The sequence below is a fragment of the Nocardia colli genome, assembly GCF_008704205.1.
GTDB classification, from domain to species: Bacteria; Actinomycetota; Actinomycetes; order Mycobacteriales; family Mycobacteriaceae; genus Nocardia; species Nocardia colli.
Genome location: NZ_VXLC01000003.1, coordinates 986,287 through 1,011,222 on the forward strand (window position 1 = coordinate 986,287; position 24,936 = coordinate 1,011,222).

Annotated in this window: 21 protein-coding genes; 11 read left to right on the forward strand and 10 right to left on the reverse strand. The window is 66.8% G+C overall.

The features are described from left to right. Positions 1-58 precede the first annotated feature (58 nt). From F3087_RS11305 to F3087_RS11330, 6 genes are read right to left on the reverse strand one after another with little or no spacing between them, the layout of a single operon-like run. Positions 59-1,045, reverse strand: a complete 987-nt coding sequence (locus F3087_RS11305; RefSeq protein WP_150401772.1) for a CobW family GTP-binding protein — start codon at positions 1,043-1,045, stop codon at positions 59-61. After that, positions 1,038-2,441 (reverse strand): UbiD family decarboxylase, encoded by a 1,404-nt coding sequence (locus tag F3087_RS11310; protein WP_150401773.1) that lies wholly within the window; start codon positions 2,439-2,441, stop codon positions 1,038-1,040. Before F3087_RS11310 ends, F3087_RS11305 begins: the two co-directional genes overlap by 8 nt. Beyond that, on the reverse strand, positions 2,438-3,076 hold the full coding sequence (locus F3087_RS11315) for a UbiX family flavin prenyltransferase (protein WP_150401774.1): 639 nt from the start codon (positions 3,074-3,076) through the stop codon (positions 2,438-2,440). Before F3087_RS11315 ends, F3087_RS11310 begins: the two co-directional genes overlap by 4 nt. A 49-nt stretch (positions 3,077-3,125) precedes the next feature. Next, positions 3,126-4,472: a nucleobase:cation symporter-2 family protein gene (locus F3087_RS11320; protein ID WP_150401775.1), complete on the reverse strand. Its 1,347-nt coding sequence runs from the start codon at positions 4,470-4,472 to the stop codon at positions 3,126-3,128. After that, complete coding sequence (locus F3087_RS11325) at positions 4,469-5,953, reverse strand: uracil-xanthine permease family protein (RefSeq protein WP_150401776.1); 1,485 nt, start codon at positions 5,951-5,953, stop codon at positions 4,469-4,471. Before F3087_RS11325 ends, F3087_RS11320 begins: the two co-directional genes overlap by 4 nt. After that, positions 5,950-7,365, reverse strand: a complete 1,416-nt coding sequence (locus F3087_RS11330) for an amidohydrolase family protein (protein WP_150401777.1) — start codon at positions 7,363-7,365, stop codon at positions 5,950-5,952. The genes F3087_RS11325 and F3087_RS11330 overlap by 4 nt, the downstream gene beginning before the upstream one ends. Before the next feature lie 434 nt (positions 7,366-7,799). Between F3087_RS11330 and F3087_RS11335 the strand changes: the two genes are divergently transcribed. Beyond that, complete coding sequence (locus F3087_RS11335) at positions 7,800-8,795, forward strand: amidohydrolase family protein (RefSeq protein ID WP_150401778.1); 996 nt, start codon at positions 7,800-7,802, stop codon at positions 8,793-8,795. 3 nt (positions 8,796-8,798) lie between these two features. On the opposite strand, the gene F3087_RS11340 is transcribed toward F3087_RS11335, so the two are convergent. Further along, complete coding sequence (locus F3087_RS11340) at positions 8,799-9,593, reverse strand: GntR family transcriptional regulator (RefSeq protein WP_191093902.1); 795 nt, start codon at positions 9,591-9,593, stop codon at positions 8,799-8,801. Positions 9,594-9,737: 144 nt separating this feature from the next. Here F3087_RS11340 and pucD point away from each other — a divergent pair, with 144 nt between their 5' ends. Next, complete coding sequence (gene pucD / locus F3087_RS11345; RefSeq protein WP_150401780.1) at positions 9,738-12,056, forward strand: xanthine dehydrogenase subunit D; 2,319 nt, start codon at positions 9,738-9,740, stop codon at positions 12,054-12,056. Positions 12,057-12,077: 21 nt separating this feature from the next. On the opposite strand, the gene F3087_RS11350 is transcribed toward pucD, so the two are convergent. Continuing rightward, positions 12,078-13,577, reverse strand: coding sequence for a PucR family transcriptional regulator (locus tag F3087_RS11350; RefSeq protein ID WP_150401781.1), 1,500 nt, complete (start codon positions 13,575-13,577; stop codon positions 12,078-12,080). Between the two features lie 180 nt (positions 13,578-13,757). On the opposite strand from F3087_RS11350, the gene F3087_RS11355 reads away from it, so the two are divergent. Both F3087_RS11355 and F3087_RS11360 read left to right on the forward strand, forming a co-directional pair. After that, positions 13,758-14,180: an Hsp20/alpha crystallin family protein gene (locus F3087_RS11355; protein ID WP_150401965.1), complete on the forward strand. Its 423-nt coding sequence runs from the start codon at positions 13,758-13,760 to the stop codon at positions 14,178-14,180. 453 nt (positions 14,181-14,633) lie between these two features. After that, on the forward strand, positions 14,634-14,849 hold the full coding sequence (locus F3087_RS11360; RefSeq protein ID WP_150401782.1) for a hypothetical protein: 216 nt from the start codon (positions 14,634-14,636) through the stop codon (positions 14,847-14,849). Positions 14,850-15,087: 238 nt separating this feature from the next. Here F3087_RS11360 and F3087_RS11370 read toward each other — a convergent pair whose 3' ends face one another. After that, positions 15,088-17,265, reverse strand: a complete 2,178-nt coding sequence (locus F3087_RS11370; protein WP_150401783.1) for a malate synthase G — start codon at positions 17,263-17,265, stop codon at positions 15,088-15,090. A gap of 246 nt (positions 17,266-17,511) precedes the next feature. Between F3087_RS11370 and F3087_RS11375 the strand changes: the two genes are divergently transcribed. From F3087_RS11375 to F3087_RS11390, 4 genes are read left to right on the forward strand one after another with little or no spacing between them, the layout of a single operon-like run. Continuing rightward, the gene (locus F3087_RS11375; RefSeq protein ID WP_150401784.1) at positions 17,512-18,252 is read left to right on the forward strand and encodes an SDR family NAD(P)-dependent oxidoreductase; all 741 of its coding nucleotides are present in this window, start codon (positions 17,512-17,514) and stop codon (positions 18,250-18,252) included. Further along, a complete protein-coding gene (locus tag F3087_RS11380) occupies positions 18,249-19,298 on the forward strand; it encodes a zinc-binding dehydrogenase (RefSeq protein ID WP_150401785.1) in 1,050 nt (349 codons plus the stop codon). The genes F3087_RS11375 and F3087_RS11380 overlap by 4 nt, the downstream gene beginning before the upstream one ends. A 19-nt stretch (positions 19,299-19,317) precedes the next feature. Then, entirely contained in the window at positions 19,318-19,971 is a 654-nt protein-coding gene (locus F3087_RS11385; protein ID WP_150401786.1) for a TetR/AcrR family transcriptional regulator, read from the forward strand. Between the two features lie 2 nt (positions 19,972-19,973). Next, entirely contained in the window at positions 19,974-21,263 is a 1,290-nt protein-coding gene (locus F3087_RS11390) for an acyl-CoA dehydrogenase family protein (protein ID WP_150401787.1), read from the forward strand. A gap of 178 nt (positions 21,264-21,441) precedes the next feature. On the opposite strand, the gene F3087_RS11395 is transcribed toward F3087_RS11390, so the two are convergent. Continuing rightward, complete coding sequence (locus tag F3087_RS11395) at positions 21,442-22,131, reverse strand: winged helix-turn-helix transcriptional regulator (RefSeq protein ID WP_150401788.1); 690 nt, start codon at positions 22,129-22,131, stop codon at positions 21,442-21,444. Positions 22,132-22,223: 92 nt separating this feature from the next. Here F3087_RS11395 and F3087_RS11400 point away from each other — a divergent pair, with 92 nt between their 5' ends. The 3 genes from F3087_RS11400 to F3087_RS11410 all read left to right on the forward strand — a co-directional run bounded on the left by F3087_RS11400 (position 22,224) and on the right by F3087_RS11410 (position 24,920). Continuing rightward, complete coding sequence (locus tag F3087_RS11400) at positions 22,224-23,354, forward strand: acyl-CoA dehydrogenase family protein (protein ID WP_150401789.1); 1,131 nt, start codon at positions 22,224-22,226, stop codon at positions 23,352-23,354. 209 nt (positions 23,355-23,563) lie between these two features. Next, a complete protein-coding gene (locus F3087_RS11405; RefSeq protein WP_223884994.1) occupies positions 23,564-24,088 on the forward strand; it encodes a DM13 domain-containing protein in 525 nt (174 codons plus the stop codon). Between the two features lie 286 nt (positions 24,089-24,374). Next, on the forward strand, positions 24,375-24,920 hold the full coding sequence (locus F3087_RS11410; protein WP_150401791.1) for an HNH endonuclease: 546 nt from the start codon (positions 24,375-24,377) through the stop codon (positions 24,918-24,920). The last annotated feature ends 16 nt before the right edge of the window (positions 24,921-24,936 follow it).

Sequence of the window (24,936 nt, forward strand, 5' to 3'; positions counted from 1 at the left end):
GCAAGGCGCACTGCGCGTCAGGCCGCCTTCCCTTCTGTGGCGGGCGAGGCCGCGCCCATTACGACGCGAGGCAGGATCGCAGACCGCGGGTGAGTTCGGCGCGATCGAGGTCACGGCCGATGAAAACGACTTTGCCGGTGTGGTTTTCGCCCTCACACGGAGCCGACGGCCGGATCTCGAAGGAGGTGTGGATGCCCTGCAGGATGAACCTGCGGGTGTCGTCCTCGACCGCGAACAGCCCCTTGATGCGGTACACGTCCTCGCCCCGTTCGGCGAGATGGGTAGCGAGCCAGGACTCCAGCGCGTGCGGATCGATCCGGCCGTCGAGTTCGACGCCGACCGAGGTCAGGTCCGGGTCGTGCTGGTGGGTATCCTCGTCGAGCCAGTGCGGATCGCCGGCCATGGTGCGGGCCATGTCGAACGCGCCGATACCCAGCACATCGGCAAGATCGACCGCGGCATACTCGGAGGTGATGATGTCCGCGGTGGCGTTGATCGCCCGAACCGAATCCTGCACCGCAAGAACGGATTCGGCATCGACCAGGTCGACCTTATTGATCACGATCCGGTCCGCGAAGGCGATCTGATCGAAGACCTGAGAGCCGACGCCGTGGTGATCGACCTCCGCGAGATGCGCACGCACATGCTTGGCGTCCACCAGCGTGACGATCGCGTCGAGGGCGAAGTGCCGCGCGATCTCCTCGTCCACGAAGAAGGTCTGGGCGACCGGATTGGGATCGGCCAGCCCACTGGTCTCGATGAGAATGCGATCGAAACGGTCGCTGCGCGCCAGGAGTGAATGCAGGATCTCGATCAGGTCGGTGCGCGCGGTGCAGCACAGGCAGCAGCCATTGCTCATCTCGATGATCTTCTCGTCCGCGTTCAGGACGAGATCGTTGTCGATGGGGATCTCGCCGAATTCGTTCTCGATGACTGCGATTCGATGGCCGTGGTTGGCCGTCAGGATGTGATTGACCAGGGTGGTCTTCCCCGAACCGAGAAATCCGGTCAGGACGGTTACCGGGATTTTGGCATTGTCAGGCATGAATTCCTCCGGTTGGTGTGCTCGGTGCGAGAATCAGTCGCGCATGGGCCAGCGCGTCCGCCGAGATTTCGATCCGCTTGCCGTCGAAGTCCGGGCCGCGCGTCGCGTCGAGCCCCATGCGGGATGTGATCCCGTCGCTGGTCGAGGATGGATCCAGGGGTGATCCGGGAAGTCCGTCGGCGAGCAGGATGTCGCGGTGCGGCTGGAAGTGGGTCGCCAGCGCCCACAGCACCGCCGCGTCATCAGTGAGGTCGATATCGCTGTCGACGGCGACGACTGTTTTGACGTACGGATCCCAGCCGAGCAAACCGAGCATGACCTGCCGGGCTTGTCCCGGCCTGCGTTGCCGCAGTGCTACATAGCAGTGGAAATGGGTTCCGGACGTCGGGTAGTGCACAGCGGTCACATCCGGGAACCGCGCTTTGAGCTTCTCCGCCATCTCCGACTCGCGTGGAATTCTGGCCAGGTTGAGGTGCTCTGCGGTGTTGCCGCCTTCGACGTCGAACAGGATCGGGTTCCGCCGGCGCATGATCGAGGTGACCCGAATCAGGTTGTTGGTGGACCGATTCGAGGAGTAGCCGGAGAATTCACCGAACGGGCCCTCCGCTGCGTGCGCGCCGGGGTCGATCGTGCCCTCCAACACGAAATCCGACCAGGCAGGCACCGCGATGCCGTGCTCCGGAGTCGGTACGACCTCGAGTGGCTCACCCAGCAGGCCACCGGCGATCGAGCGTTCGTCGACCTCGTAGCCGACCCGCGCGGACGCGGCGAGCATGAACAACGGATGGCCGCCGATCACCATAGCGACCGGCATCGGCTCCCCCCGGTCCGCGTAGCGCGCCAGGATCCGCCACAGGTCTCCCCGTGAATGCAGACTGGTCGCTAATTCGTTGGGCGAGTGGACCATCGAGCGGTGATAGCTCAGGTTTCCGGTACCGGTATCGGGATCCGCCGCGACGATGATGCCGCTGGTGATATAGGGCGCCCGGTCCGAGGCGAAGTGCCGCAGCATCGGCACCGTCGCCAGGTCGACGTCCGCGCCGGTGTGCACGACCTCGAGGATCGGCCCCGAATCGACGTGCCGCAGGGGCAGCGGCCGGGCCGCCCGCGCCGCGAACGCCTGGTGCAGACTCTCCGGTCCCACCTCGAGCAGGCGCGCGATCCGGCGGCGCGAGGCGAACACGTTGCTCACCACGGGCACGGAGACGCCATTCACCTTGCGGCACAACAGCATTTCGTCCCGGCCCCGGGCGGCGAGGGCGTAGATCAAGCCGGTGACGCCCTGATCCGCCGAGATCGCGTCGTCGACGGACAGTACGTCCTCGGGGTGTGCCGCGAGGTATTGCTCGACAAAGGCGTGCGGGTCCTGTCGTGGGGACAGCTCGGAATACGTCATCGGACGGCCCCTGCGGTCAACTGGGTGGCGGATCCCGCTCCGTGCCAACGGCGATACAGGTCGTGTTCGAGGCCGAATTGGTCGAGGATTTTGCCGCTCACGTGCGCGAGCAGGTCCTCGATGGACGCCGGCCGCTGATAGAACGCGGGCACTGGGGGCAGCACGATCGCCCCGGCTTCGGTCACGGCCGTCATATTGCGCAGGTGCACGAGGCTCAGCGGTGTCTCGCGGGTGACCAGCACCAGGCGTCGGCGCTCCTTGAGACAGACGTCGGCGGCTCGGGTGAGCAGATCATCGGAGTAGCCGTGCGCGATACCGGCCAGCGTCTTCATCGAGCAAGGCACCACGACCATGCCCATGGTGAGGAAGGATCCGGAAGCGATGGCCGCCGCGATATCCCCGCGTTGGTGATAGACGTCCGCGAGCCCGGCCAGATCGTCGGCGCGCAGGCCGGCCTCGAGGTCGAGAGTGCGGTGCGCCGCGCGGGAAACCACCAGGTGGGTCTGCACCGTGTGCAACCGGGCGAGGGCGGTGAGCAGGTGGACGGCCAGGTGCGGTGCGCTGGCGCCGGTGACTCCGATGATCAGGCGCGGCCTGCCGGGCGGGCCGGCACCGTCTGGGTATTCGTCGGTCATGACGGTCTCTCTGTGGGCGGGCTGGCTGTGGAATGGCATGTGCGAGGGCCTAATCGGCCGGCCTACGCGTGGCGTCGCGATCGCGGCGACGGGCGTGGAAGACGAGATTGAGCACGACCGCCAGCACGGTGCCGGTGGCGACGCCGCTTTTGAAGAACACCTCGGCCATGGTGGGCAGTTGCTGATAGAAGCGCGGCGCGTACGCGGGAATCACACCGATGCCCAGCGACAGCATGACGAGCATCAGGTTGCTGGACCGATCGAAATCCACCCGCGACAGAATCCGGATGCCGGAGACGGTCAACGCCCCGAAAGTGACCACCGCGGCCGCCCCGATCACCGGTTCCGGGATCGCGGCCGCCACCCGCCCGACGGGCTGAACAATGCCCAGCACCAGCAGCAGCACCCCGACGAGCGCCACCGGATACCGGCTCCGCACCCGGGTCAGCGCGATGAGGCCGATGTTCTGGCCGAAGGTGGTGTAGACGAAGCCATTGAACACACCGCTCGATGCCGTCATGAGGCCGTCGACGCGGAGCAGTCGGGCGATGTCGTCCGGCCCGACCGGCTTGCCCACCACCTCGCCGACGGCCAGTCCTTGTCCCGCGCCTTCGACCATCAACACGAAGACGATGACGAGAAAGAGCAGGATCGACGGAAGATGGAATTGCAAGGCGCCGAAGTGCATCGGGCTCATCATTCCCACGATCGGCCCCGCGCCGGTGTGGGCGAGGCTGCCCACACCGGTCGACCATCCGACGATCGCCCCGGCGACCAGTGCCAAGAGAATGGACAGCTGCCCGGCGATGCCACGGAACAGTCGCCGGAACACCACCATCGAAGCCATGGTGAAACCCGCGAGCGCGAGATGGCTCAGCCGGCCGTAATCGGGATCGCCGGGATCGGACCCCGCGATGAGCCGTACTCCGACCGGGATGAGCGTCAGGCCGATGAGTGCGATGACCGTGCCGGTCACCACCGCGGGAAACAGGCTCAGCAGCTTGCTGAAGTAAGGGGCGACCAGCACCCAGATCACGCCGGCGACCAGCAGTGAGCCGTAGACGGTCGGAAGTCCCTGGTCCTGGCCGATCAGCACCATCGGCACGATGCCGCTGGATGCCGCACCGACCACCAGCGGCATCCGGATGCCGAATTTCCACAGCCCCAGCGCTTGCAGCAAGGTGCCGACGCCGGCGAGCACGAGGTCGGTGCTGACCAGGTCGGCGATCTCCGCGGCGGACAGGCCCAGGGCCGTGCCGACCACGATCGGGACCACGATGACGCCCGCGTACATGACCAGCGCGTGCTGCAGCGCCAAGAGCACCATCGACGTGAACGGCAGCCGCTCGTCGACCGGGGACGCTTCGACCGGTTCGGGCGAGTGTTCCGCTGTCATGACAGTTCCCGACTGGTGGGCTGAGCATCGGGTGCGGGTTCGCCTGGGGCCGAACCGTTCTCCGCGGTGCTGACCGGGTGGCCTGCCTCGGCACGATCCGGGTCCGGTCGGCTCGCCTCGGCGTGGCCGGGTTGCGCGTCGTCGAGCTCCGTATGGTCGAGCTGGTCCCGCGGGATCCCGTTGAGCAGCAGATTCAGCAGGAACGCGGCGATGCCGCCGGCGGCGATGCCGCTGGTGAGCACGGTCTGCAGCGGGCCGGGCAAGTGCGCGTAGAAGTCCGGATTTCCGACCGGCATGAGTCCGAATCCGAAAGCGATAGCCACAATCAGATGGTTTCGCGGTCGGGTGAAGTCCGCCGCCATCATGAACTTGATGCCGATCGCGCCGACGGTGCCGAACATGACCATCCCGATCCCGCCGAGTACCGGCCCCGGCAAGGAGGCGACCACCGCCCCGAGCTTGGGCATCAGGCCGATGATCACCAGGATCGCCCCTGCGGTCGCCACGACATAACGGCTCATGACCCGGGTGATGCTGACCAGTCCGACGTTCCCGCCGAACGTCACGAAGGTGAAGCTGCTGAATATCCCCGCGATCGCCGTACCCACACCGTCCGCGCGCAGTGCGCGAGCGATATCGGGTGGGCCGACCGCGCGCCCCACCACCACGCCGGTGGCCAGCGTATCGCCCGTCGACTCCACCATGTTGACCACCTGCACGACGAGCATCGGCAGAATCGCGGCGAGCACGAAGGTCGGCGTACCGAACGAAAATGGTTGTACCACACCGAATATCGGTGCGTCGGCGGTCGCGGAAAAGTCGGTCAGCCCGAGCGGCCAGGCCACCGAGGTCCCGACGACCAGCGCGATGAGAATGGCGAAGCGGCCGATGGTAGGACGAGCGACTCGCTCGAGGAGCACCACCAGCACGATGGTGCCCAGGGCGAGCAGCAATCGTTTGGCTCCGCCGTGGCCGGCCGCCGTCGCGGATCCGGCGATCAGGGTCGCCGTCTTCGGCACCAGCGAGAAGCCGATGATCGCGATGGTCGTGCCGGTCACGATGGGCGGGAAGAACCGGGTCAGTTCGGCGAACCAGGGCGCGATCACCCAGGTGAGCACGCCGACCACGATGGTCGCGCCGAAGACCGCGGGCAGACCGGCGCTCGTGCCCACGATAATGGCCGGCGCGATACCGGTGAAGGTGGAGCCCATGACGATGGGCAGCTTGACGCCGACATTGAACAGGCCGAGGGTCTGCAGCAAGGTGGCCAGGCCGCTGACGAAGACGTTCGCGGTGACCAGCGTGGTGATCTGGGCCGGGGACAGGCCGATGCCCAATCCGATGACCAGCGGTAGCGTGACCATGCCCGAGTAGGCGACGATCACGTGCTGCACAGCGAGTGGAACCAGGTGGCGCAGTGGCGGGACCGTGTCGACGGGGTCTCTCGACCCTGCGGTAGCACTACGGGCGCGGAATTTCATGACTGCTCCCGGCCCCACGGCATGCGCAGTGCCGTCATGCCCGCGCGGGCGACGAGTCGTTCGGCCCGGTATTGCGCCTGTGCCATCGCCGCTGCTTCGTCGACCAGCAGGCACCGGCCCTTGTCGTAGACGATTCGCCCGCCGACGATCGTGGTCTCGACGTCCGAGCCGCGCGCCGCGTAGACCAGCGAGCTCACCGCGCGGTGCAGCGGGCGCAGATGCGGCCGGTCGAGGTCGACGACGATGATGTCGGCGAGCCGGCCCGGTTCGAGCACGCCGGCGTCGATACCGGCGTACTGCGCGCCCGCGCGGGTGGCGAGGACGAGCGCGTCTTCGGCGCGCGCGGCGGTAGGGTCCAGGGTGGCCAGCCGCTGCGCGAAGATCGACAGCTTCATCGCCTCGAACAGGTCTTGCCGGTGCCCGCAGCTGGGCCCGTCGCTGCCGAGAGCGACTGTGGCGCCGTACTTTCGGAGTTCGCCCAGCCGGATTGTGCCCGAGGCGAGATAGGCATTCGAGGCCGGATTGTGCGCGACCCCGGCGCCGGCGGCGCCGACCTGTTCGATTTCGTGCTCGTCGAGCCAGATGGCGTGGGCCAGGGTCGCCCGGTGGTCGAGCAGACCCTCCTTGTCCAGCCATTGCACCGGCCGTAGCCCGTACTCCTCGACGTAACTCGTTGGGTCACCGCTGCTCTCGCAACAATGGGTATGCCATCGAGTGTCGAACTCCGCGGCGAGTTCGACGCAACCGCGCACCACCTCCTGATCCACATAGGTGAGGTTCAGGGGCGCGGGCCACACTTCGACCTTCGAGCCGCGCGGGCGATGCTGCATCACTTCGCGAGTGATCGCGAGTTCGTCGGCGTTGCTGTATCGGAACAATCCCGACGGCTGGCCGCGCCGGGCCGCGATCGCGGTGCGCTCGCCGATCACTCCCCTGGCGACCGCACCGCGCAGACCGGCGTCCTCGATGACGTCGGCGACTGCGAGCGTGGTGGCCGCATCGCTTGGCGCGTAATGGTTGTCGATGACGGTGGTGGTGCCGGCGCGCAGCGCCTCGACCGCGCCGAGGCGGGCCGCCGCGACCGCGTCCTCGCGGGTCATCTCGATCGAGTAGGGCCACATGAACTCACACAGCCAGGGCACGATCGACATGCCCTCGCCCAGCCCGCGGGCCAGCGCCTGGGACAGATGGTTGTGGCCGTCGACGAAGCCGGGCAACACGGCCCGGCCGCCGCAGTCGATGACGGTGTCCGCACGCCAGTCGGCGAGTTCGGACGCGGGGCCGACCGCGACGATCCGCGAACCGGAGACGGCGACCGCGCCGGGTAGGTGGACGTTGCGGGCGTCGTCGACGGTGATCACCGTTGCGCCGGTGAGCAGAAGATCGCAGCGTTTGGGGGATGGAGGTGCCATGGCCGCCTCTGCCTTTCCCAGGCGGCCGAGCCGCCTCAAATCCGTGAGCGAAGGGAGATGACTCCCGGCCAGGGCAGAACCCTGGCGATCGCCGAACGGTTTAACCCAGGATCGGGAGGTCACCGGCAGTGCGACTTGGCCGCTAGGACCATCGCAAATACATGTAAACCTGGCACGCACTCTGCTGTCAACCCTTGATTTCGTCGCAGCCTGGTTACGCGGCGCGGAATGATAACCCACCTGAACTGCGGAAACATGAAAATTAAGCGATCGAATATTACATGCAATCTGTTGACACATTCGGGGGCCTTGTGCTGAACTCGGTGCCATCGAGTCGGCGTCGGGCCGGCTCGCCGCCGCGTCCATGAAGCGGCCCGTAGGTGCGGTATCTCGCGGCCGGGGATCTCATCCCGACCTGATCAAGGAGAGCCACGATGATCATCGATACGCACGTCCATCCGACAAATCTCGTCGACGAGGCGTGGCGTCATACCGGTGAACCATTCACCGGTGAGCGCACTCTCGCCATGATGGACGGCCCATTGTGGATCAATGGCAAGCCGCGCCGGGTAGACGTCAGTTGCATCATGCCGCCACCCGGAAATACGGCCTGGCGTGAGGGAAATCGCAGCGGCCGCGAGGGCATCCGGGATTACCAGGCCTATATCACTTCGCTGGTGCAGAACTATCCGGACCGGTTCGTCGGAAACTTCATCTACAACCCGCGCTTCGGACCGGAGAACGGCGCCGCCGAATTGGCATTCCATGTGCGGGAACACGGCTACAAGATGATGAAGCTCCATGCCAACATGCACTCGTACCGCCCGGATCGGGCGCTGGATTGGCTGCGTCCCGCCCTGCGGGTCTGCGATGAGCTCGGCGTCACGGTGCTCATCCACACCGGCGACGGCCCGTATTCGATTCCGACCCAGTTCTATCCGATCATCCGGGAATTTCCCGGGGTGAACTTCATCCTCGGGCATTTCGGCATCCAAACCGGTGGCGTCTACTGTTTCGAGGCATTCTGGATGATCCAGGATTCGACGAACGTCATCGGCGAATCCGGCTGGTTGCTCCAATCGCGGATCGTGGAATTCGCGAAGGAGATGAAGAAGAGCAAAATGGTTTTCGGCACCGACTCACCGCCGAACGAGCCGGGGATGTGGGCGCGCGAGCTCGAGGTCCTGTGCCACGAGCCGCCCCAGGGGCTGAGTTTGTCCGAGGACGACCTCGAGGGTTACCTGGGCAACAATATGGCGAAACTGCTCGGGCTGGCCCCGACGCCGCCCCCCAAGGACAAGGCCGAGGCCGAGGCGTATCTGCGCGGCGAGGTCCCGCAGGCCTCGGCCACCAATTCACACGCAGATCACTACAGCGGCTACACCCCTTCGGCCTGGGCCGAGGAAGCGGCGTTGGATGCCGCGAAGTAGACGCTAGCGCGGGGTCTCGGCGGGGCGCGTGCGACGGTGTGCGCGCCCCTCCGGATCCGGTGACCCGTCGTCACCGACGAGCAGCGAGAAGTTCCGCCGGCGCGAGGTGCCGCCGGACCGGTCGTCGCGGGTCGTCGCCTGGGACAGCCGCACTCGAAGCCGGGAAATGTGGCGCCGCGCAACGGTTTCGGCGAACTCCGGATCGCCGGCGACCATCGCGTCGACGATCTGGATGTGTTCGTCCAAGGCGAGCCGGGGAGCGTCCTTACTGCGCCACAGGGAATGCAGTGCGAGGTGCGACCGCCCGGCGATCGGTTCCAGTGCTGCCGTCAGGTGGGCGTTCGCGGCGATGTCGCGCAAGGTGCGGTGAAACCGGATATCCAGTTCGATATGTGCGGCGTTATCCGCGCCGCTGCCGAGGACGCGTTCGTGTTCGGCCACGATCTCGCGCAACGTGGCCACACCGCCCTGGTCGAGGTTCTCGGTCGCCAGCCGCGCGGACAAGCCTTCCAGGTTCTCCCGCACTACATACAGTTGCCGCAGGTCAGCGATATCGACCTTGCTGACCTCGGCGCCCCGGCGCGACACATGGTCGGCCAGACCTTCATAGATCAAACGCTGTACCGCCTCGCGCACGGGAGTGCGACTCACCTCGAGCTGGCGGGCGAGTTCGGGCACGCTGAGCGCCGTTCCCGGCGTCAGTTGATTACGGAGAATCGCGGCCTTGAGGGCCTCGTAAGTGCGATCGGTGAGAAGTTCGCCGGACGCGTTGCTCTCCTGTGCTGGCGACTCGGACATGGCGGCACATCTCCCTTTCCGGCAAGTGCCCGTCATATTACATGCAATTCTCACGACCTCACATTCAAGGAGTCAGCTCATGAGCAGAGCAACCGGCACAGGTCGAACCCGACCACCAGGCACCCCGCAGGCCCGGTGGTCCCGATGACAGCGATGGTGCGTGCCGCCCGGACGCACGAGGGAAAGGGTGTCGGCAGCAGCGCGTTGCGGCCGGACGGGGCGCTCAAGGTGACCGGCGAATTCGCGTATTCGTCGGATCTGTGGATCGACGGCATGGTCTGGGCCACCACCGTGCGCAGTCCGTACGCGGCGGCGCGCATCCGATCGATCGATGTCAGCAAGGCGTTGGCGGTCGACGGCGTGCACGCGGTCCTGACCCACGAGGATGTCCCCGGCGCGAAGACCTACGGGATGAAGGTCGCCGACCAGCCCGTGCTGGCCATCGACCAGGTCCGGTACCAGGGCGAACCGGTGGCGCTGGTGGCCGCGGACCACCCCGAAACCGCCCGGCGGGCCGCCGAATTGGTGACGGTCGACTATGACCTGATGGAACCGGTCACCGATGCCGAGCGGGCCCTCGATCCGCAGACCCGGTCCATTCACGATGGGTCGAATCTGGTGCGGCACGTCAAGATCCGCCACGGCGATATGGACAAGGCGCGCGCACGAGCAGAGGTCGTGGTCGTCGGCGACTACGAGGTGGGGATGCAGGATCAAGCCTTCCTCGGCCCCGAATCGGGTCTCGCCGTTCCGGCCGCCGATGGCGGAGTGGATCTGTACGTCTCCTCGCAATGGCTGCACAAGGATCTCGAACAGCTCGCTCCCTGTCTCGCGCTACCGCCGGATAAAGTCCGGCTGACCATGGCGGGGGTGGGCGGCGCCTTCGGTGGCCGCGAGGATCTGTCGGTGCACGTCCATGCCTGCATGCTGGCGCTACACCTCGGCAAGCCGGTGAAGATGGCGTACAACCGCTACGAATCGTTCTTCGGCCATGTTCATCGGCATCCCGCGAAGATGCGCTACGAGCACGGCGCCACCCGGGACGGCCGGCTCGTCTACGTCAAGGCACGGCTGGTGCTCGACGGCGGGGCCTACACCTCGACCTCCCCGGTCGTGATCGCGAACGCCTCCTACTTCGTGGCGGGGGCGTACGCGGTCGAGCACGCGGAGATCGATGGGCTGGCCGTCTACAGCAACAATCCGCCGTGTGGGGCGATGCGCGGTTTCGGCGCGGTGCAGTCGGCATACGGTTGCGAGTCCAACATGGACAAGCTCGCCCGCGAACTCGGGATGGATCCGCTCGAGTTGCGGCTGAAGAACGCGATGACCACCGGGACCGTACTACCGACCGGCCAGGCGGTCGACGGGCCTGCCCCGGTCCGGGAACTGCTCGAGGCGCTGCGCGCTAGACCGCTGCCGGCGGCGCAGTCGAGCCACGACCTGCGCATGCTGCCGGGCGGGGTCGGCAACACCACGCACGGCGAAGGCCTGCGGCGGGGAATCGGCTATGCGGTGGGGGTCAAGGCAATCGGCTATTCGGGCGGTGTCGACGACATTTCCACGGCCCGGGTGATGCTTTCCGTCACGGCCGGGGAACCGGTGGTGTCGATCCATACCGCCGCGGCCGAATGCGGACAGGGCATCACGACCGTGCAGTCGCAGATCGCGACCACCGAGCTTGGCGTCACCCGAGTGGTGGTGCTGCCTGCCGACACCCAGATCGGCGACGCCGGTTCGGCGTCCGCGTCCCGGATGACCTGGATGTCGAGCGGCGCCGTGCAGGGCGCGTGCCGGCAACTCGCGCGGGAGCTCGTGCGCCGGGCCGCGGCAGCGACCGGTCGAAGCGCCGCCGCGCTCGTCCTTCGGGACAATGCGATCGCCGACGCCGTGACCAATGAATCGGTGGTCCCGATCGCCGATCTGGTCGGAACGGACACCTTGGAACGGGTCTTCGAGTATCACCACCGGCCGACCCAGGGCATCGACCCGGAGCGCGGCCAAGGTGACGCGCACATCGCGTTCGCGTTCTGCGCGCACCGCGCCGTGGTCGACGTCGATGTCGATCTCGGACTGGTGAAGGTCGTCGAACTCGCCGTGGCCCAGGACGTGGGCAAGGCGATGAACCCGATGGCCGTCGAAGGTCAGATCGAGGGCGGCAGCGCGCAGGGCCTCGGCTTGGCACTGATGGAAGAGATCCTGGTGGATCACGAAGGGAAGGTACGCAACCCGTCGTTCACCGACTACCTGATCCCGACCATTCTCGATGTGCCGCCGATGCCGATCACGCTGTTCGAGTTCGCGCACCCGGATTCACCGTACGGACTCAACGGAGTGGGCGAACCACCCACGCTTTCCGCCACGCCCGCCATCCTGAACGCGTTGCGCAACGCCACGGGACTGGACCTGCCTCGGATTCCCGTGCGTCCGAGCGATATCGCGTTGGATCCGGCCAAGGCGTCGTGACCGGCGGCCGGCCCGGACCGGCTACCGCAGCGCGAGCGCCAGAAAGAAACTCGCTCGGTCTTCGAGGCGGGACAGGTCGCGACCGGTCAGGTCTTCGATGCGCTGGATGCGGCTGCGTAACGTGTTGACGTGGATGTGCAGCAGCTCAGCGCATCTGGTCCAGGCGCAGGAGACCTCGATGAACTTTTCCAGGGTGTGCACGAGGTCGGCCCGGTGCAGCCGATCGTAGGTGCGCAGCGGGTGCAGCAGGCGGGTCTGGAATATCAGGCGTACGTCTTCGGGGACCCCGGCCAGTAGCAGCGTCCGGGCGGTCAGCTCGTCATATCCGACGACGCTGTCCCGCCCGCCGCGGCCGGCCGCCAGCCGGCACGCCGAGCGGGCTTGTTCGACCGCTACCCGCAGCCCGGTGCGGTCGACGACGCCACTGACGCCGACCGCGAGCCGACTACCGTGCAATCCGGGCGCCAAAACCGCGACCATCCGAGTGATGTTCTCGACGGCCTCCGGGTGCGCGGGCAGCACTGCGATCGCGTGGCCGCCCACCAGCGCGACCGCCGGCCCGCCGCCGTGCAGGATCTCGCGCAGCAGCGCGCGTAATTCGTTCGGGCGCAACATATCCGCGTCGATCACCGCCGCCACCGCGATATACGCCGCGGCGGACGCGAGACCGGTCAGATCCAGGCGCACCAGGAGGTCCGTGGGTTCGGCCCCGGACACGATCTGCTCGACGAGCTCCTGCGCGAGCCGCACCTCCGCGCGCTGCTCATCGTCGGCACGGGCATGTTCCAGCGCAACGACTGCGGCCAGATCGGTGACCATCGCGACCCGCTCCGCGGGCCATTCGGTGCAGTCGGCCGCGAAGACCAGCAGCCAGTCCCCCGCCCGGACGACGCGGCGCTCATCGACCGCGAAGACACTGCACGGCATCTCGGCATCGCGCAGCACCACGGGCAGGTGCTCCGCCTCGAGAAAGGCGCTGACCGCCCGGGTGGGCGGCGGCGTCGAGCCGGCCACCAGACGACCGGTCGACGACATCACCCAGCAGCGCAGACCGAAGTCGCGTTCGATCAACGTCAGCACCGAGCCGAGCCCGTCGCCGGCCGCCAATTCGCGGTTGTGCCGCAACGCCGCGCGCAGATCCGTGGCGCGCCCAGTGGCGAACATGCGGTTGATGTATTCGGTCACGATCGCGAAACCGACGGTGACCGGCAGCCGGAACAGCGGTATCCGGTGGCGCCTGCAGGCGTCGACGACGTCCTGCGGCACTCCGCCGTACCGAGCCTGGCCCGCGACCAGGCCCGCCACTCCCGCGTCGGCCAGCGCCGACACGAACGATTCGCTGTCGGCAGGATGCTGCCGCCAATGCAACCCGGTGAGCACCAGCTCACCCCCGGACAGGTAACGACGGGGATCGAGCAGATCCGTCGTGACCACCCAGCGCACGAAGCGGTCCTGATCTTCCTCGCCGACAAGGAGTTCCAAGCCCAGGTCAGCCAGGGTGAGCAGGGATCGCAATCGCACAGTAGCCAACTTACCGGCGACGATTCGGAACTGCCGGTGTTCGCCTTCACCATCCGGCCAGACTTTTTGGATCCAGATACTTGCACTCACCTGTCGCGAGTGCTAAAAAATATCTATGCCAGATGGCACAGGTTATCTGGTCCCTCAGATAAAGAATGGAGTGTGTTGGAGGTGGCGACCATGCTGATGCGTACCGATCCGTTCCGTGATCTGGACCGTTTCACGCAACAGGTGTTCGGCACGGCAGCCCGGCCGACGGTGATGCCGATGGACGCCTGGCGTGACGGTGACGAGTTCCTGGTGGAGTTCGATCTGCCCGGGATCGATCCGAAGACGCTGGATCTGGACATCGAACGCAATGTGGTGACCGTGAAAGCGACCCGTCCGCAGCTGGATTCAGAGCGATCGATGATCGCTGCGGAACGCCCCCGCGGAGTGTTCAGCCGCCAGCTGTTCCTCGGCGAGGGACTCGATACCGACCACATCCGCGCCGACTACACCGACGGTGTACTGCGCCTGGCGATTCCGGTCGCGGAGAAGGCCAAACCCCGCAAAATCGAGATCGAACACCGCAACGGCAAGCGCCAGGCTATCGACGCCTGACCCCGCCTGGCGCTTCTCTCGATCTGGAGCCGTTGTTCGCCGAGGTCGAACAGATCCTGTGCGAAGCCCTGGTGCCCGCGCCCAGACCGCCGCGCACACCGGTCCCGGTGCCGGGTCCCCGGAAACGAATCCGTCCGGGGCGATCGCAGTACTACCAGCGATGGCGAGGCCGGCGGCCCGATACCGGGCGGGCCACCCAGCGCGGGCCCCCGCCGCCCCGCTGAGTTCCATCCCGAACAGCTGAATCGATCCGAGTAGAGGGAGGTGATGCCCACATCCGAGTCAATGGAATGAAACGCGTTGGCGGCGAACGCCGCCCACGCAGCACCTGTTGAAAGTCACATCACTCTTCCTTCGTCGCGGGGGTGGGCCGCGCGCCTTTCGGCCCACCCCCGCCCAACTCCCGAACGCCGCAGACGGCGGCCGAAACCGTGAGAAGTGTGGAGGTTGACCATGACCACGATTCCCACCCGCGACGAGGCCGACTACGCCGAACAACTCATCCCGGCCAACCCCGACCGAGCAGCCGACGTCGGCCTGGATACCACGGCGCTCACCCCGCCGACCGAACACCTCGGTGGCGCATTCGATACCGCCGACCTCGCCGACCGTTACGAACAATCTCTGATCATCCCGATACCCGATGACGACTACCCCCTCGCCTACTGACACCTCCGCCGCATAGCCCGCCGTCACGGCGTAGTGGCATGGTTCAACCCCGAGAAAGGGTTCGGTTTCATCCGCCGTGTTCTCCGCCTCCCACGCCCTGTGACCGTTTTACGCGTGACGGACAGATATTCGAGCTGATCTCCAGTAATAGAAGAGGCCCCGCGCCGGATCTCTCCGATGCGGGGCCTCGAGCTGAAAAGAGCTGCTAGACACTACTTTTCAGTCAATCAACAGCACTCTACTTGCAGGCAGCCTTCGCCTCACGCCGACGCCGATGCAAAATCGGCTCCGTGTAACCGTTCGGCTGCTTCGTACCCTCCAGGATCAACTCCTTCGCCGCCTGGAACGCAATGCTGCCCGCGAAGTCCGGGGCCAGCGGCCGGTAGCTCGCGTCGCCCGCGTTCTGCCGGTCAACCACCGGAGCCATCCGCTCCAGGCTGGCCACCACCTCGTCTTCGGAGACGATGCCGTGGCGCAGCCAGTTGGCCACGAGCTGGCTCGAAATGCGCAGGGTCGCACGGTCTTCCATGAGTGCGACGTCCTCGATGTCGGGCACCTTGGAGCAGCCGACGCCCTGGTCGATCCAGCGCACCACGTAGCCGAGGATGGACTGCGCGCTGTTGTCGAGCTCCTGCTGCTTTTCCTCGGCGGTCCAGTTCGGCGCCGCGGCGAGCGGGATCTCCAGGATCTGGTCGACGGTGGCGCGGCGGCCGCCCTTGAGGATTTCCTGCTGCCGCTCCAGCACGTTGACCTGGTGGTAGTGGGTCGCGTGCAGCGTGGCGGCGGTCGGCGAGGGCACCCATGCGGTGTTCGCGCCGGCCTTCGGGTGCCCGATCTTCTGCACCAGCATGTCGGCCATCAGGTCCGGCATGGCCCACATGCCCTTGCCGATCTGCGCCTTGCCGGGCAGTCCGGTGGCCAGGCCGGTGTCGACGTTCCAGTCCTCGTAGGACTTGATCCACTGCTGGGCCTTCATATCGGCCTTGCGGACCATCGGCCCGGCCTCCATGGAGGTGTGGATCTCGTCGCCGGTGCGGTCGAGGAAGCCGGTGTTGATGAACACGACGCGCTCGGCGGCGGCCTGGATACAGGCCTTGAGGTTGACCGTGGTGCGGCGCTCCTCGTCCATGATGCCGACCTTGAGCGTGTTGCGCGGCACGCCGAGCACGTCCTCGATCCGGCCGAACAGCTCGCTGGTGAACGCGACCTCGTCCGGGCCGTGCATCTTCGGCTTCACGATGTAGACCGAGCCGGTGCGGCTGTTCTTCAACTCGGTGTCGCCGCGCAGGGCGTGCGTGGCGATGAGCGAGGTGACCAGGCCGTCGAGGATGCCCTCGGGGATCTCGTTGCCGTCCTTGTCGAGGATCGCGTCGCTGGTCATCAGGTGACCGACGTTGCGCACGAACAGCAGCGAACGACCGTGCAGCACAAGGTCGCTGCCGTCGAGCGCGGTGTAGACGCGGTCCGGGTTCATGGTGCGGGTGAAGGTCTTGTCGCCCTTGCTCACCTTCTCGGTGAGATCGCCCTTCATCAGGCCGAGCCAGTTGTGGTAGCAGAGGACCTTGTCCTCGGCGTCCACCGCGGCGACCGAATCCTCGAAGTCCATGATCGTGGTGATCGCGGACTCCAGCACCAGATCCTTGACGCCGGCGGTGTCGGTGCTGCCGACCGGCGAGGACGGGTCGATCTGGATCTCGATGTGCAGCCCGTTGTGCTTGAGCAGCACGGAAGTCGGCGATTCCGGATCGCCGAGGTAGCCGACGAGCTGCGACGGATCGGCCAGGCCGATCTCGGTGCCGTCCTCCAGGCCGACCTCGAGCTCACCGTCGACGATCTTGTACGAGGTCGAGCCGATGTGCGAGCCGGTGATCAGCGTCGCGGAGTCGTCGAGGAAGTTGCGCGCCCACTCGATGACCTTGTCGCCGCGAACCTTGTTGTAGCTCTTGCCCTTTTCCGCGCCGTTCGCCTCGGAGATGGCATCGGTGCCGTACAGCGCGTCGTAGAGCGAACCCCAGCGCGCGTTGGCGGCGTTGATCGCGAAGCGCGCGTTCATCACCGGCACCACGAGCTGCGGGCCCGCGGTGGTGGCGATCTCGGTGTCCACGTTCTGGGTGGCGATCTGGAAATCGGCGGGCTCCGGACGGAGGTAACCGATTTCGCCGAGGAAGCTCTTGTAGGCGGCCTTGTCGTAGTTCGCGCCGGGATGTTCGGCGTGCCACGCGTCGACCTTGCCCTGGATCTCGTCGCGCTCGGCGAGCAACGCGCGGTTGCGCGGCGCGAGATCGTTGATGACCTGCTCGGCTCCGGCCCAGAACGCGGCGGAATCTACGCCGGTTCCGGGGAGCGCCTCGTTCTCGATGAACTCGTGGAGAACGCTGGCCACCTGAAGCCCGCCGACCTGAATCCGCTCTGTCATCTACTGCCTCACTTCTGAGAAAGCCGGGTGGGAAAGACGCATACATGTTACCCGTGGGTAGTGATACCACCCTGTAGCGGGTCAAACGCGGCGTCTCGCCGATATGTTCCGGCGCGCCGATCGTGAGGGGATCGATCAGTCGGCGCGTCGTGCCTTGTCGGCGGTCGGCCGGACAACTCCTTGATTCTATCGGCGCGGGGATTTAATGTACTGATCGGAACATTTTCCGATCTGCAGGGAGTGTGTGTGTCGCTCACGGACAAGGTCGTCGTGGTCACCGGCGGCAGCCGGGGACTCGGCAAGGAGATGGTGCTCGCGTTCGCCGCGGCGGGCGCGGACGTGGTGATCGCCAGCCGCAAGCTCGACGATTGCGTGGCGCTGGCGGACGAGGTGAAGAACACGCACGGCCGGCGCGCGCTGCCGGTCGCCTGCAATGTCAGCGACTGGGCACAGTGTGACGCGCTCGTCGAGACCGTGTACGCCGAATTCGGCCGGGTCGACGTGCTGGTGAACAACGCGGGCCTCTCCCCGCTCTACCCGAGCCTGGATCAGGTGTCGGAGGCCCTGTTCGACAAGGTGATCGGCGTGAATCTCAAAGGGCCGTTCCGGCTTTCGTCGCTGATCGGCACCCGCATGGCGGCCGACGGCGGGGGTTCGATCATCAACATCTCCTCGATCGAGGCGGTCCGCCCCGCACCGTTCGCGCTGCCCTACGCCGCGGCGAAGGCCGGATTGAACACGCTCACCGCGGGTCTCGCGCAGAGTTTCGGACCGGCGGTGCGGGTCAACACGATTCAGTGCGGCGCCTTCGCCACCGACATCGCCAAGGCCTGGCCGGACGAGATGCGCGCCCAGATCAGCTCGCTCAACGCGCAGCACCGGGTCGGCGAACCCCACGAGATCGTCGGCGCCGCACTGTTCTTCGCCACGGAGGCCTCGGCCTTCTGCACCGGCGCCACCCTCGCACTGGACGGCGGCTGGCGGTGAAAGCACTGACTTACCAAGGCCCGCGGCAGATCTCGTACTCCGACGTGCCCGATCCGATCCTCACCGCGCCGGACAGCGCGATCATCCGGGTCACCGCGAGCGGCATCTGCGGCAGCGACCTGCACATCTACGGCGGCCACGGGTTCACCGACAAGATCGGCTACAGCGTCGGGCACGAGGCGGTCGGCGAGATCGTCGAACTCGGCCCCGAGGTGCGTAGCCTCGCGATCGGTGACCGGGTGCTGGTGTCCGCGTCGGCCGGTTGTAATCGTTGCGCGAAGTGCCGGGTCGGCATCGTCGCGGCCTGCGAGCGCACTCCCCTGGCGATCGACGCCTGCTACGGGCTCGGCGGGGCGCTGCCCGGCGGCCAGGCGCAGTTGCTGGCGGTCCCGCACGCCGAGGGAAATCTGATGCGGCTGCCCGAGGGCGTCAGCGACGCGGCCGCGGTCGTGCTCACCGACAACGCGCCGACCGCCTGGTACGGCGCGCGCCGCGCGCGCATCGCGCCCGGCGACACCGTGGTGGTGATCGGGCTCGGACCGGTCGGGCTGATGGCGATCCAGTCGGCGTTCGCGATGGGCGCGGCCCGCGTGCTGGGCGTCGACCTGATCGCCGAACGCCGCAAGCAGGCCGCCGAGCTCGGCGCCGAACCGGTCGAGGCGGACGACCCGAAGCTCGCCATCCGCGAAATGCTCGGCGGCGGCGCGGATGTCGCGATCGAAGCGGTCGGCGCGGATGCCACCATCAAGCTGGCGATCAGCGCGGTCGGGCATCGCGGCCGGGTGAGCGTGATCGGCGTCAACCAGAATCGCGCGTATCCGTTCCACATGCCGCTGGCCCAGGTCAAGGAGCTCGAATTCCACATCGGGCTGTGCTCGATCCAGTACGAGCTGCCGACCCTGCTGAAGCTGACCGCGGCGGGCCGGCTGCGTCCGGAAGCCGTTGTCACCCATCCGATCCCGATGTCCGACGGCGCGAACGCCTACCAGCTGTTCGACGAACGCGCGGACGGCGTGAGCAAAGTCGTCCTGGACCCGGCCCGATGAGCACCACCGAGGCCGGCCCGTGACCAGCGGTTCCGATATCGCCCCCACCCGCAGGCGCGGCCGCCCGCCCGCCGCCGAATCGACGGCGGGCGACACCCGCGGACGCATCGTGCGCGCCGCGGTGGAACTGTTCGCGGAGAAGGGATTCCACGGCACCGGCGTCGCGGAGATCGGCGACCGGGCCGACGTGCAGCGCGGCGCGCTGTATTACCACATCGGCTCCAAGGAGGAACTGCTCTGGCAGATCCTGCACGACTACATCCAGCTGATGCTGGTCGACGCCGAACGCATCACCGCCGGTCCCGACGACCCGATCACCAAGCTGCGCAAGCTGATCCACAGCCACGTCGGCCTGATCATCGATCATCGCCGCGAGGTCGCGATCCAGCTCCGCGACGTCACCGCGCTCAGCGGCGAACGCGGCGCGCAGCTGCAAGAACTGCGGGACCGAGTGCAACACTGCTGGCAGCGGACGATCGACGCGGGCCACGCCGCCGGACTGCTGCGCACCGACGACCACGTGGTCACCAACAGCGTGCTCGGCATGCTGAACATGGTGACCTTCTGGTATCGACCGCACGGCGGGCACTCCCCCGCCGAGATCGCCGACATCCTCGCGACCACGTTCCTCGACGGCGTGGTGACCACGTCCGACAACCACACGAAAGGCTGACCATGGCTTGGGATTTCGAGACCGACCCGGATTTCCAGAAGAAGCTGGACTGGGCGGCGGAATTCGTCCGCACCGAGGTGGAGCCCCTCGACCTGCTCTACCCGAACCCGTACGACCGCACCGACAAAGCGGCGATGGCGCTCATGCGCCCGCTCAAGGAGCAGGTCAAGGCGCAGGGGCTGTGGGCCTGCCACCTCGGTCCGGAGCTCGGCGGCCAGGGCTACGGGCAGATGAAGCTGGCCCTGCTCAACGAGGTGCTCGGCACCTCGTTCTGGGCGCCGTCGGTATTCGGTTGCCAGGCACCGGATTCCGGCAACGCCGAGATCCTCGCGCACTACGGCACTCCGGAGCAGAAGGCTAAGTACCTGGAGCCGCTGCTGGCCGGTGAGATCGGCTCCTGTTACGTGATGACCGAACCCACCGGCGGCTCGGACCCGACCACGTTCAAGACCACCGCGGTGCGCGACGGCGACCACTGGGTGATCAACGGCGAGAAGTGGTTCAACTCCAACGCGCAGTTCGCCAGCTTCCACATCGTCATGGTCGTCACCAACACCGAAGTCAGTGCCTACCAGGGCATGTCGATGTTCATCGTGCCCGCCGACACCCCCGGCCTGGAGATCGTCAAGAACTTCCACGTGCACGGCTTCAGCGAGCACGAGGGACACCTGCGCTTCACCGACGTCCGGGTGCCCGCCGACCACCTGCTCGGCGCCGAGGGCCAGGGCTTCATCGTGGCCCAGACCCGCCTCGGTGGCGGCCGCGTGCACCACGCGATGCGCACGGTCGCGTTGGTACGCAAGGCTTTCGACATGATGGCCGAACGCGTCGTCTCCCGTCCGATGCGCAAGGGCCCGCTCGCCGGCTTGCAGATGACGCAGGAACGCATCGCGGACAGCTGGATCGAGATGGAACAGTTCCGCCTGCTCGTCCTGCGCACCGCCTGGCGCATCGACAAGGAACAGGACTACCTGAAGGTGCGCAAGGACATCGCCGCCATCAAGGTCGCCATGCCCAAGGTCATGCACGACATCGCCCAGCGCGCGCTGCACCTGCACGGCGCCATCGGCGTCAGCACCGACCTCCCGTTCGTCGACATGATGAACTACGCCGAGGTCATGGCGATCGCCGACGGCCCCACCGAGGTACACAAGATCACCCTGGCCAAGGAGGTCCTGAAGGACTACGCACCGGGCGATCCGGTGTACCCCAGCGGCTACCGCCCGGCCCTGCGCGAGAAGGCCCGCGAGCTCGTCGCCGACCGCCTCGAACACATCGTCGGCAACCTGTAAGTACCGAACCACCGGGCCTCGACGACAAACGTCGAGGCCCGGAGCCGTCCCCACCGCAAACCAAGCGACAGATAGGGACGCCTTCGCACAGTTGCTTCCTACTTCGCATACCCCTCAGCCGGTTGAGCGATATGCGATAGCTGAACCAGGTGCGCAAAGACCACAGCTGTGGGTCGAATCACGAAGCGCGAGTAATGAAGTCGGCGGGAGACGGGTTCGCGTAGGGGGCCATCGGGCTCAGGCGGAGGACCGATGGCATGCGACGGGTCAGCGCTGACGGTCCGCTGAAGGTCAACCTGCCCGTTCGAATCGCCTGCGCGAGTGGCAGTCTGCCGAGCCATACCAGGTATAGCGAGCTGATGTCGGAGATGATCGCGACGTCGATCGGATAGCCGGGATCCGTCGCGCACACCGACGGCACTCCGGATTCGATGACGATCCAAAACCTTTCCACCGCATCGGAAAACCGCACCGCGAGCACCTGCCGCTTTCCCGGGAACGACGACGTGTCGAGCCGAGTGTGCATCCACCACACCAGGACCGCCGGATCGAGCTCCTCCGGCTGCGGATCGCCGAATGTCCAGCGCGCACCCCATTCGCCGAGGCCGAACAGAATCGGCTCGAGCTCCTGACCGGCCGCGGTGAGCAGGTACTCGGACCCGATCTTGTCCACCAGCCCGGCCCGCTCGAACTGCCGCAACCGCTTGGCCAGCAGGCTTCGGGACAAGCCGGGCAGCCCGCGCGCGAGGTCGTTGAACCGCGTGGTGCCCAGCATCAAGTCGCGCACGATCAGCAGCGACCAGCGCTCGCCGAGCACATCCAGCGCCCGGGAGATCGGACAGTATTGGCCGTAGCCGGGGCCCGTCATGGGTCACCTCGCAATCGGGGGTCCAGTTCCTGGACCGGCTGAGTCCACTTTCTGGACTATTCGGTTATCGCGGCCGTTCTTACCTTCGAAACATGACGACGATTTCCCCCGACCTGACCACCGACTGGACCGCCCTCGCGCGGCAGGTCGGCGAATCCCTGCGCCCTGAAGTGGCCGACCGCGATCGCAGCGGCGAGTTCTCCCGCACCGCGTTCGAGATGCTGCGCGTCGCCGGGCTCTCCGCCGCGCTGGTGCCCGCCGAATTCGGCGGCGGCGGCGCGACGCACCGCGAGATGGGTGCGATCCTGCGCGAACTCGGCCGCCACGATCCCTCGACCGCGGTCGCGTTCGCGATGCACACCCATCTGGTCGCCGCGCAGGTGTGGCGGCACAATCACGGCATCGATGCCGCCCCGCTGTTCGGCAAGGTGGTCGACGGGGCGATCCTGATCAGCACCGGCGCCGCGGACTGGGTCGGTTCCAGCGGCCGGGCCGAGCGGGTCGACGGCGGCTACCGGGTGCACGCGCGCAAAACGCCGGCCAGCGGCGTCGAAGCGGGCACCGTCCTGGTCACCAGCATCCGCTGGGAGGACGCGCCGGACGGTCCGCACGTCCTGCACTGCGCCATCCCGGTGCACACCGCCGGGGTGCACATCGAAAAGACCTGGGACACACTCGGATTGCGGGCGACCGGCTCACACACCGTGGTCTTCGACGACGTCTTCGTCCCCGACGCCGCGGTCTCCCTGCTCCGCCGCGCCGACACCTGGCCGCCGCTGCTGAACGTGGTAATGGGCGCGGCGATGCCGCTGGTCATGGCCGCCTACCTCGGCATCGCCGACGGCGCGGTCGACCTCGCCGCCGCGCTGGTCGCGGACCGGGCCGACGCACCGACCTTCCAACTCGCCGGCGAAATGGTCAACGCGCACACCACCGCCACCGATCTGATCGACGCGATGTTCGCCGGTTCGGACAACCTGCGCTTCGACAACACCGACAGCCACGCCAGCCGCACTCTCAGCCGCAAGACCGCGGCCGCCGACGCGCTCATCGACACCGTCCGCCTGGCCATCGAAACCGTTGGCGGCCTCGGCTATTCGCGCGCCTGCGAACTGGAGATGCGCTACCGCGACATCCACGGCTGCCTGTTCCATCCGCTGCCACGGGCCAAACAGACTCAGTTCACCGGCCGAGTGCTGCTGGGGCATATGCCGATCGGTTGATGTCGCCCCGGCCGCCCCCATCCCTCCGGTGGGGGCAAACGTCCTTATGGGACAGCCGAATTCGCCTGTCGTACACCAGATTCGCGCGCAACAGCCGACGCCCAAAGACCTGGTCGACGTCAGCAATTGGTCACAACTCGGCACCTCGAAATCGATGCACAGCCGTGTTCAATGGAGACAACACCTGTCGCGGCACCTGGAGGACAACCGTGGTTTCAGCACGCAAGATCGCCCGATCCCCCATCACGTGGACGCTGGCCGTCCTCCTGATCGTCGGGCTCGGCGTCGGCCTGGCGCTGGCCCAACCGTGGCGCTTGTTCACCAACACCACCGTCAACGAGGCCGCACCCTCGGCCGCCGCCCCCGGCGAGCCCGCGCAGCCGCGCACCCTGGCCACCGGCACCCTCATCTCGCACGAGCACGACACCTCCGGCACCGTGCGGATCCTGCAACTCCCCGACGGCACCCGAGTCCTCCGGCTCGAGGACCTCGACACCTCGGACGGCCCCGACCTGCACGTATGGCTCACCGACGCCGAAGTGGTCGAGGGCAAAGCCGGCTGGTTCGTCTTCGACGACGGCAAATACACCGACCTGGGCAGCCTCAAAGGCAACAAGGGCAGCCAGAACTACGTCCTGCCCGCCGACACCGATCTCGCCGCGTTGACCAGCGTCACCATCTGGTGCCAGCGGTTCCACGTTTCCTTCGGCGCCGCCCAGCTACAGAACGCCTGACCCGCGCCCGGAAATAAATGACCCGACAGCGGTAGGTCCGTTATGTCACCATGGAATTCGACGATGATCACCAGGTAGCGGTGATCCACGAGCACGCGGAAGGAGGAGGTGGCCATGTACGAGAACGATCCGATTCGGGCGAACGCCGATGCGGCACAACGATTGTCGACCGTAAAACCAGCATTCGATCGACAGCTGTACAGCGGAAACGACGACGGCCGCCTCCCGGCCGGTAACTGACCGCCCCTTTCGCCCGCTCGACTTCTCTCGAAACATGGTGATTCCCATGACATTCCGCTATGCCGCCAACCCGGCGGCGCTGACCGCCGACAACTGGATACACACCGGGGTACTGGTGCTGAACGCCTCCTACGAGGCGCTCGACGAGATCAGCGCCGACCGGGCCGTCGTGCTGCTGATGACCGGCACCGCGGAGTCGATCGCCGACCGGGCGCCGCACTTCCTGATCCGGTCCCAGCACTTCGAGCTACTGCTGCCGGAGACCATCCGGCTGCTGCGCTACGTCTATATCGAGCACTCCGCGCGGGTGCACGACGAGAGCCGGGCGACCCTGGCCGGCGTGCTGCGCCGGGACAGCCACCGGTGCGGCTACTGCGCGGCGTGGGCCCGCACCGTCGACCACATCCGGCCGCGCAGCCGGGGCGGCCCGAACACCTGGAGCAACCTCGTCGCGTGTTGCAGCCCGTGCAATACGACCAAGGCCGACCGCACCCCCGAGGAGGCGGGCATGCGGCTGCTGTGGCAACCCAAGGCGCCCAACCACCAGGCCAAGCGACAGCGGCGGATCTGGAAGCAGCTCGCCGCCACCTGAACCATCCGAGAAAGGA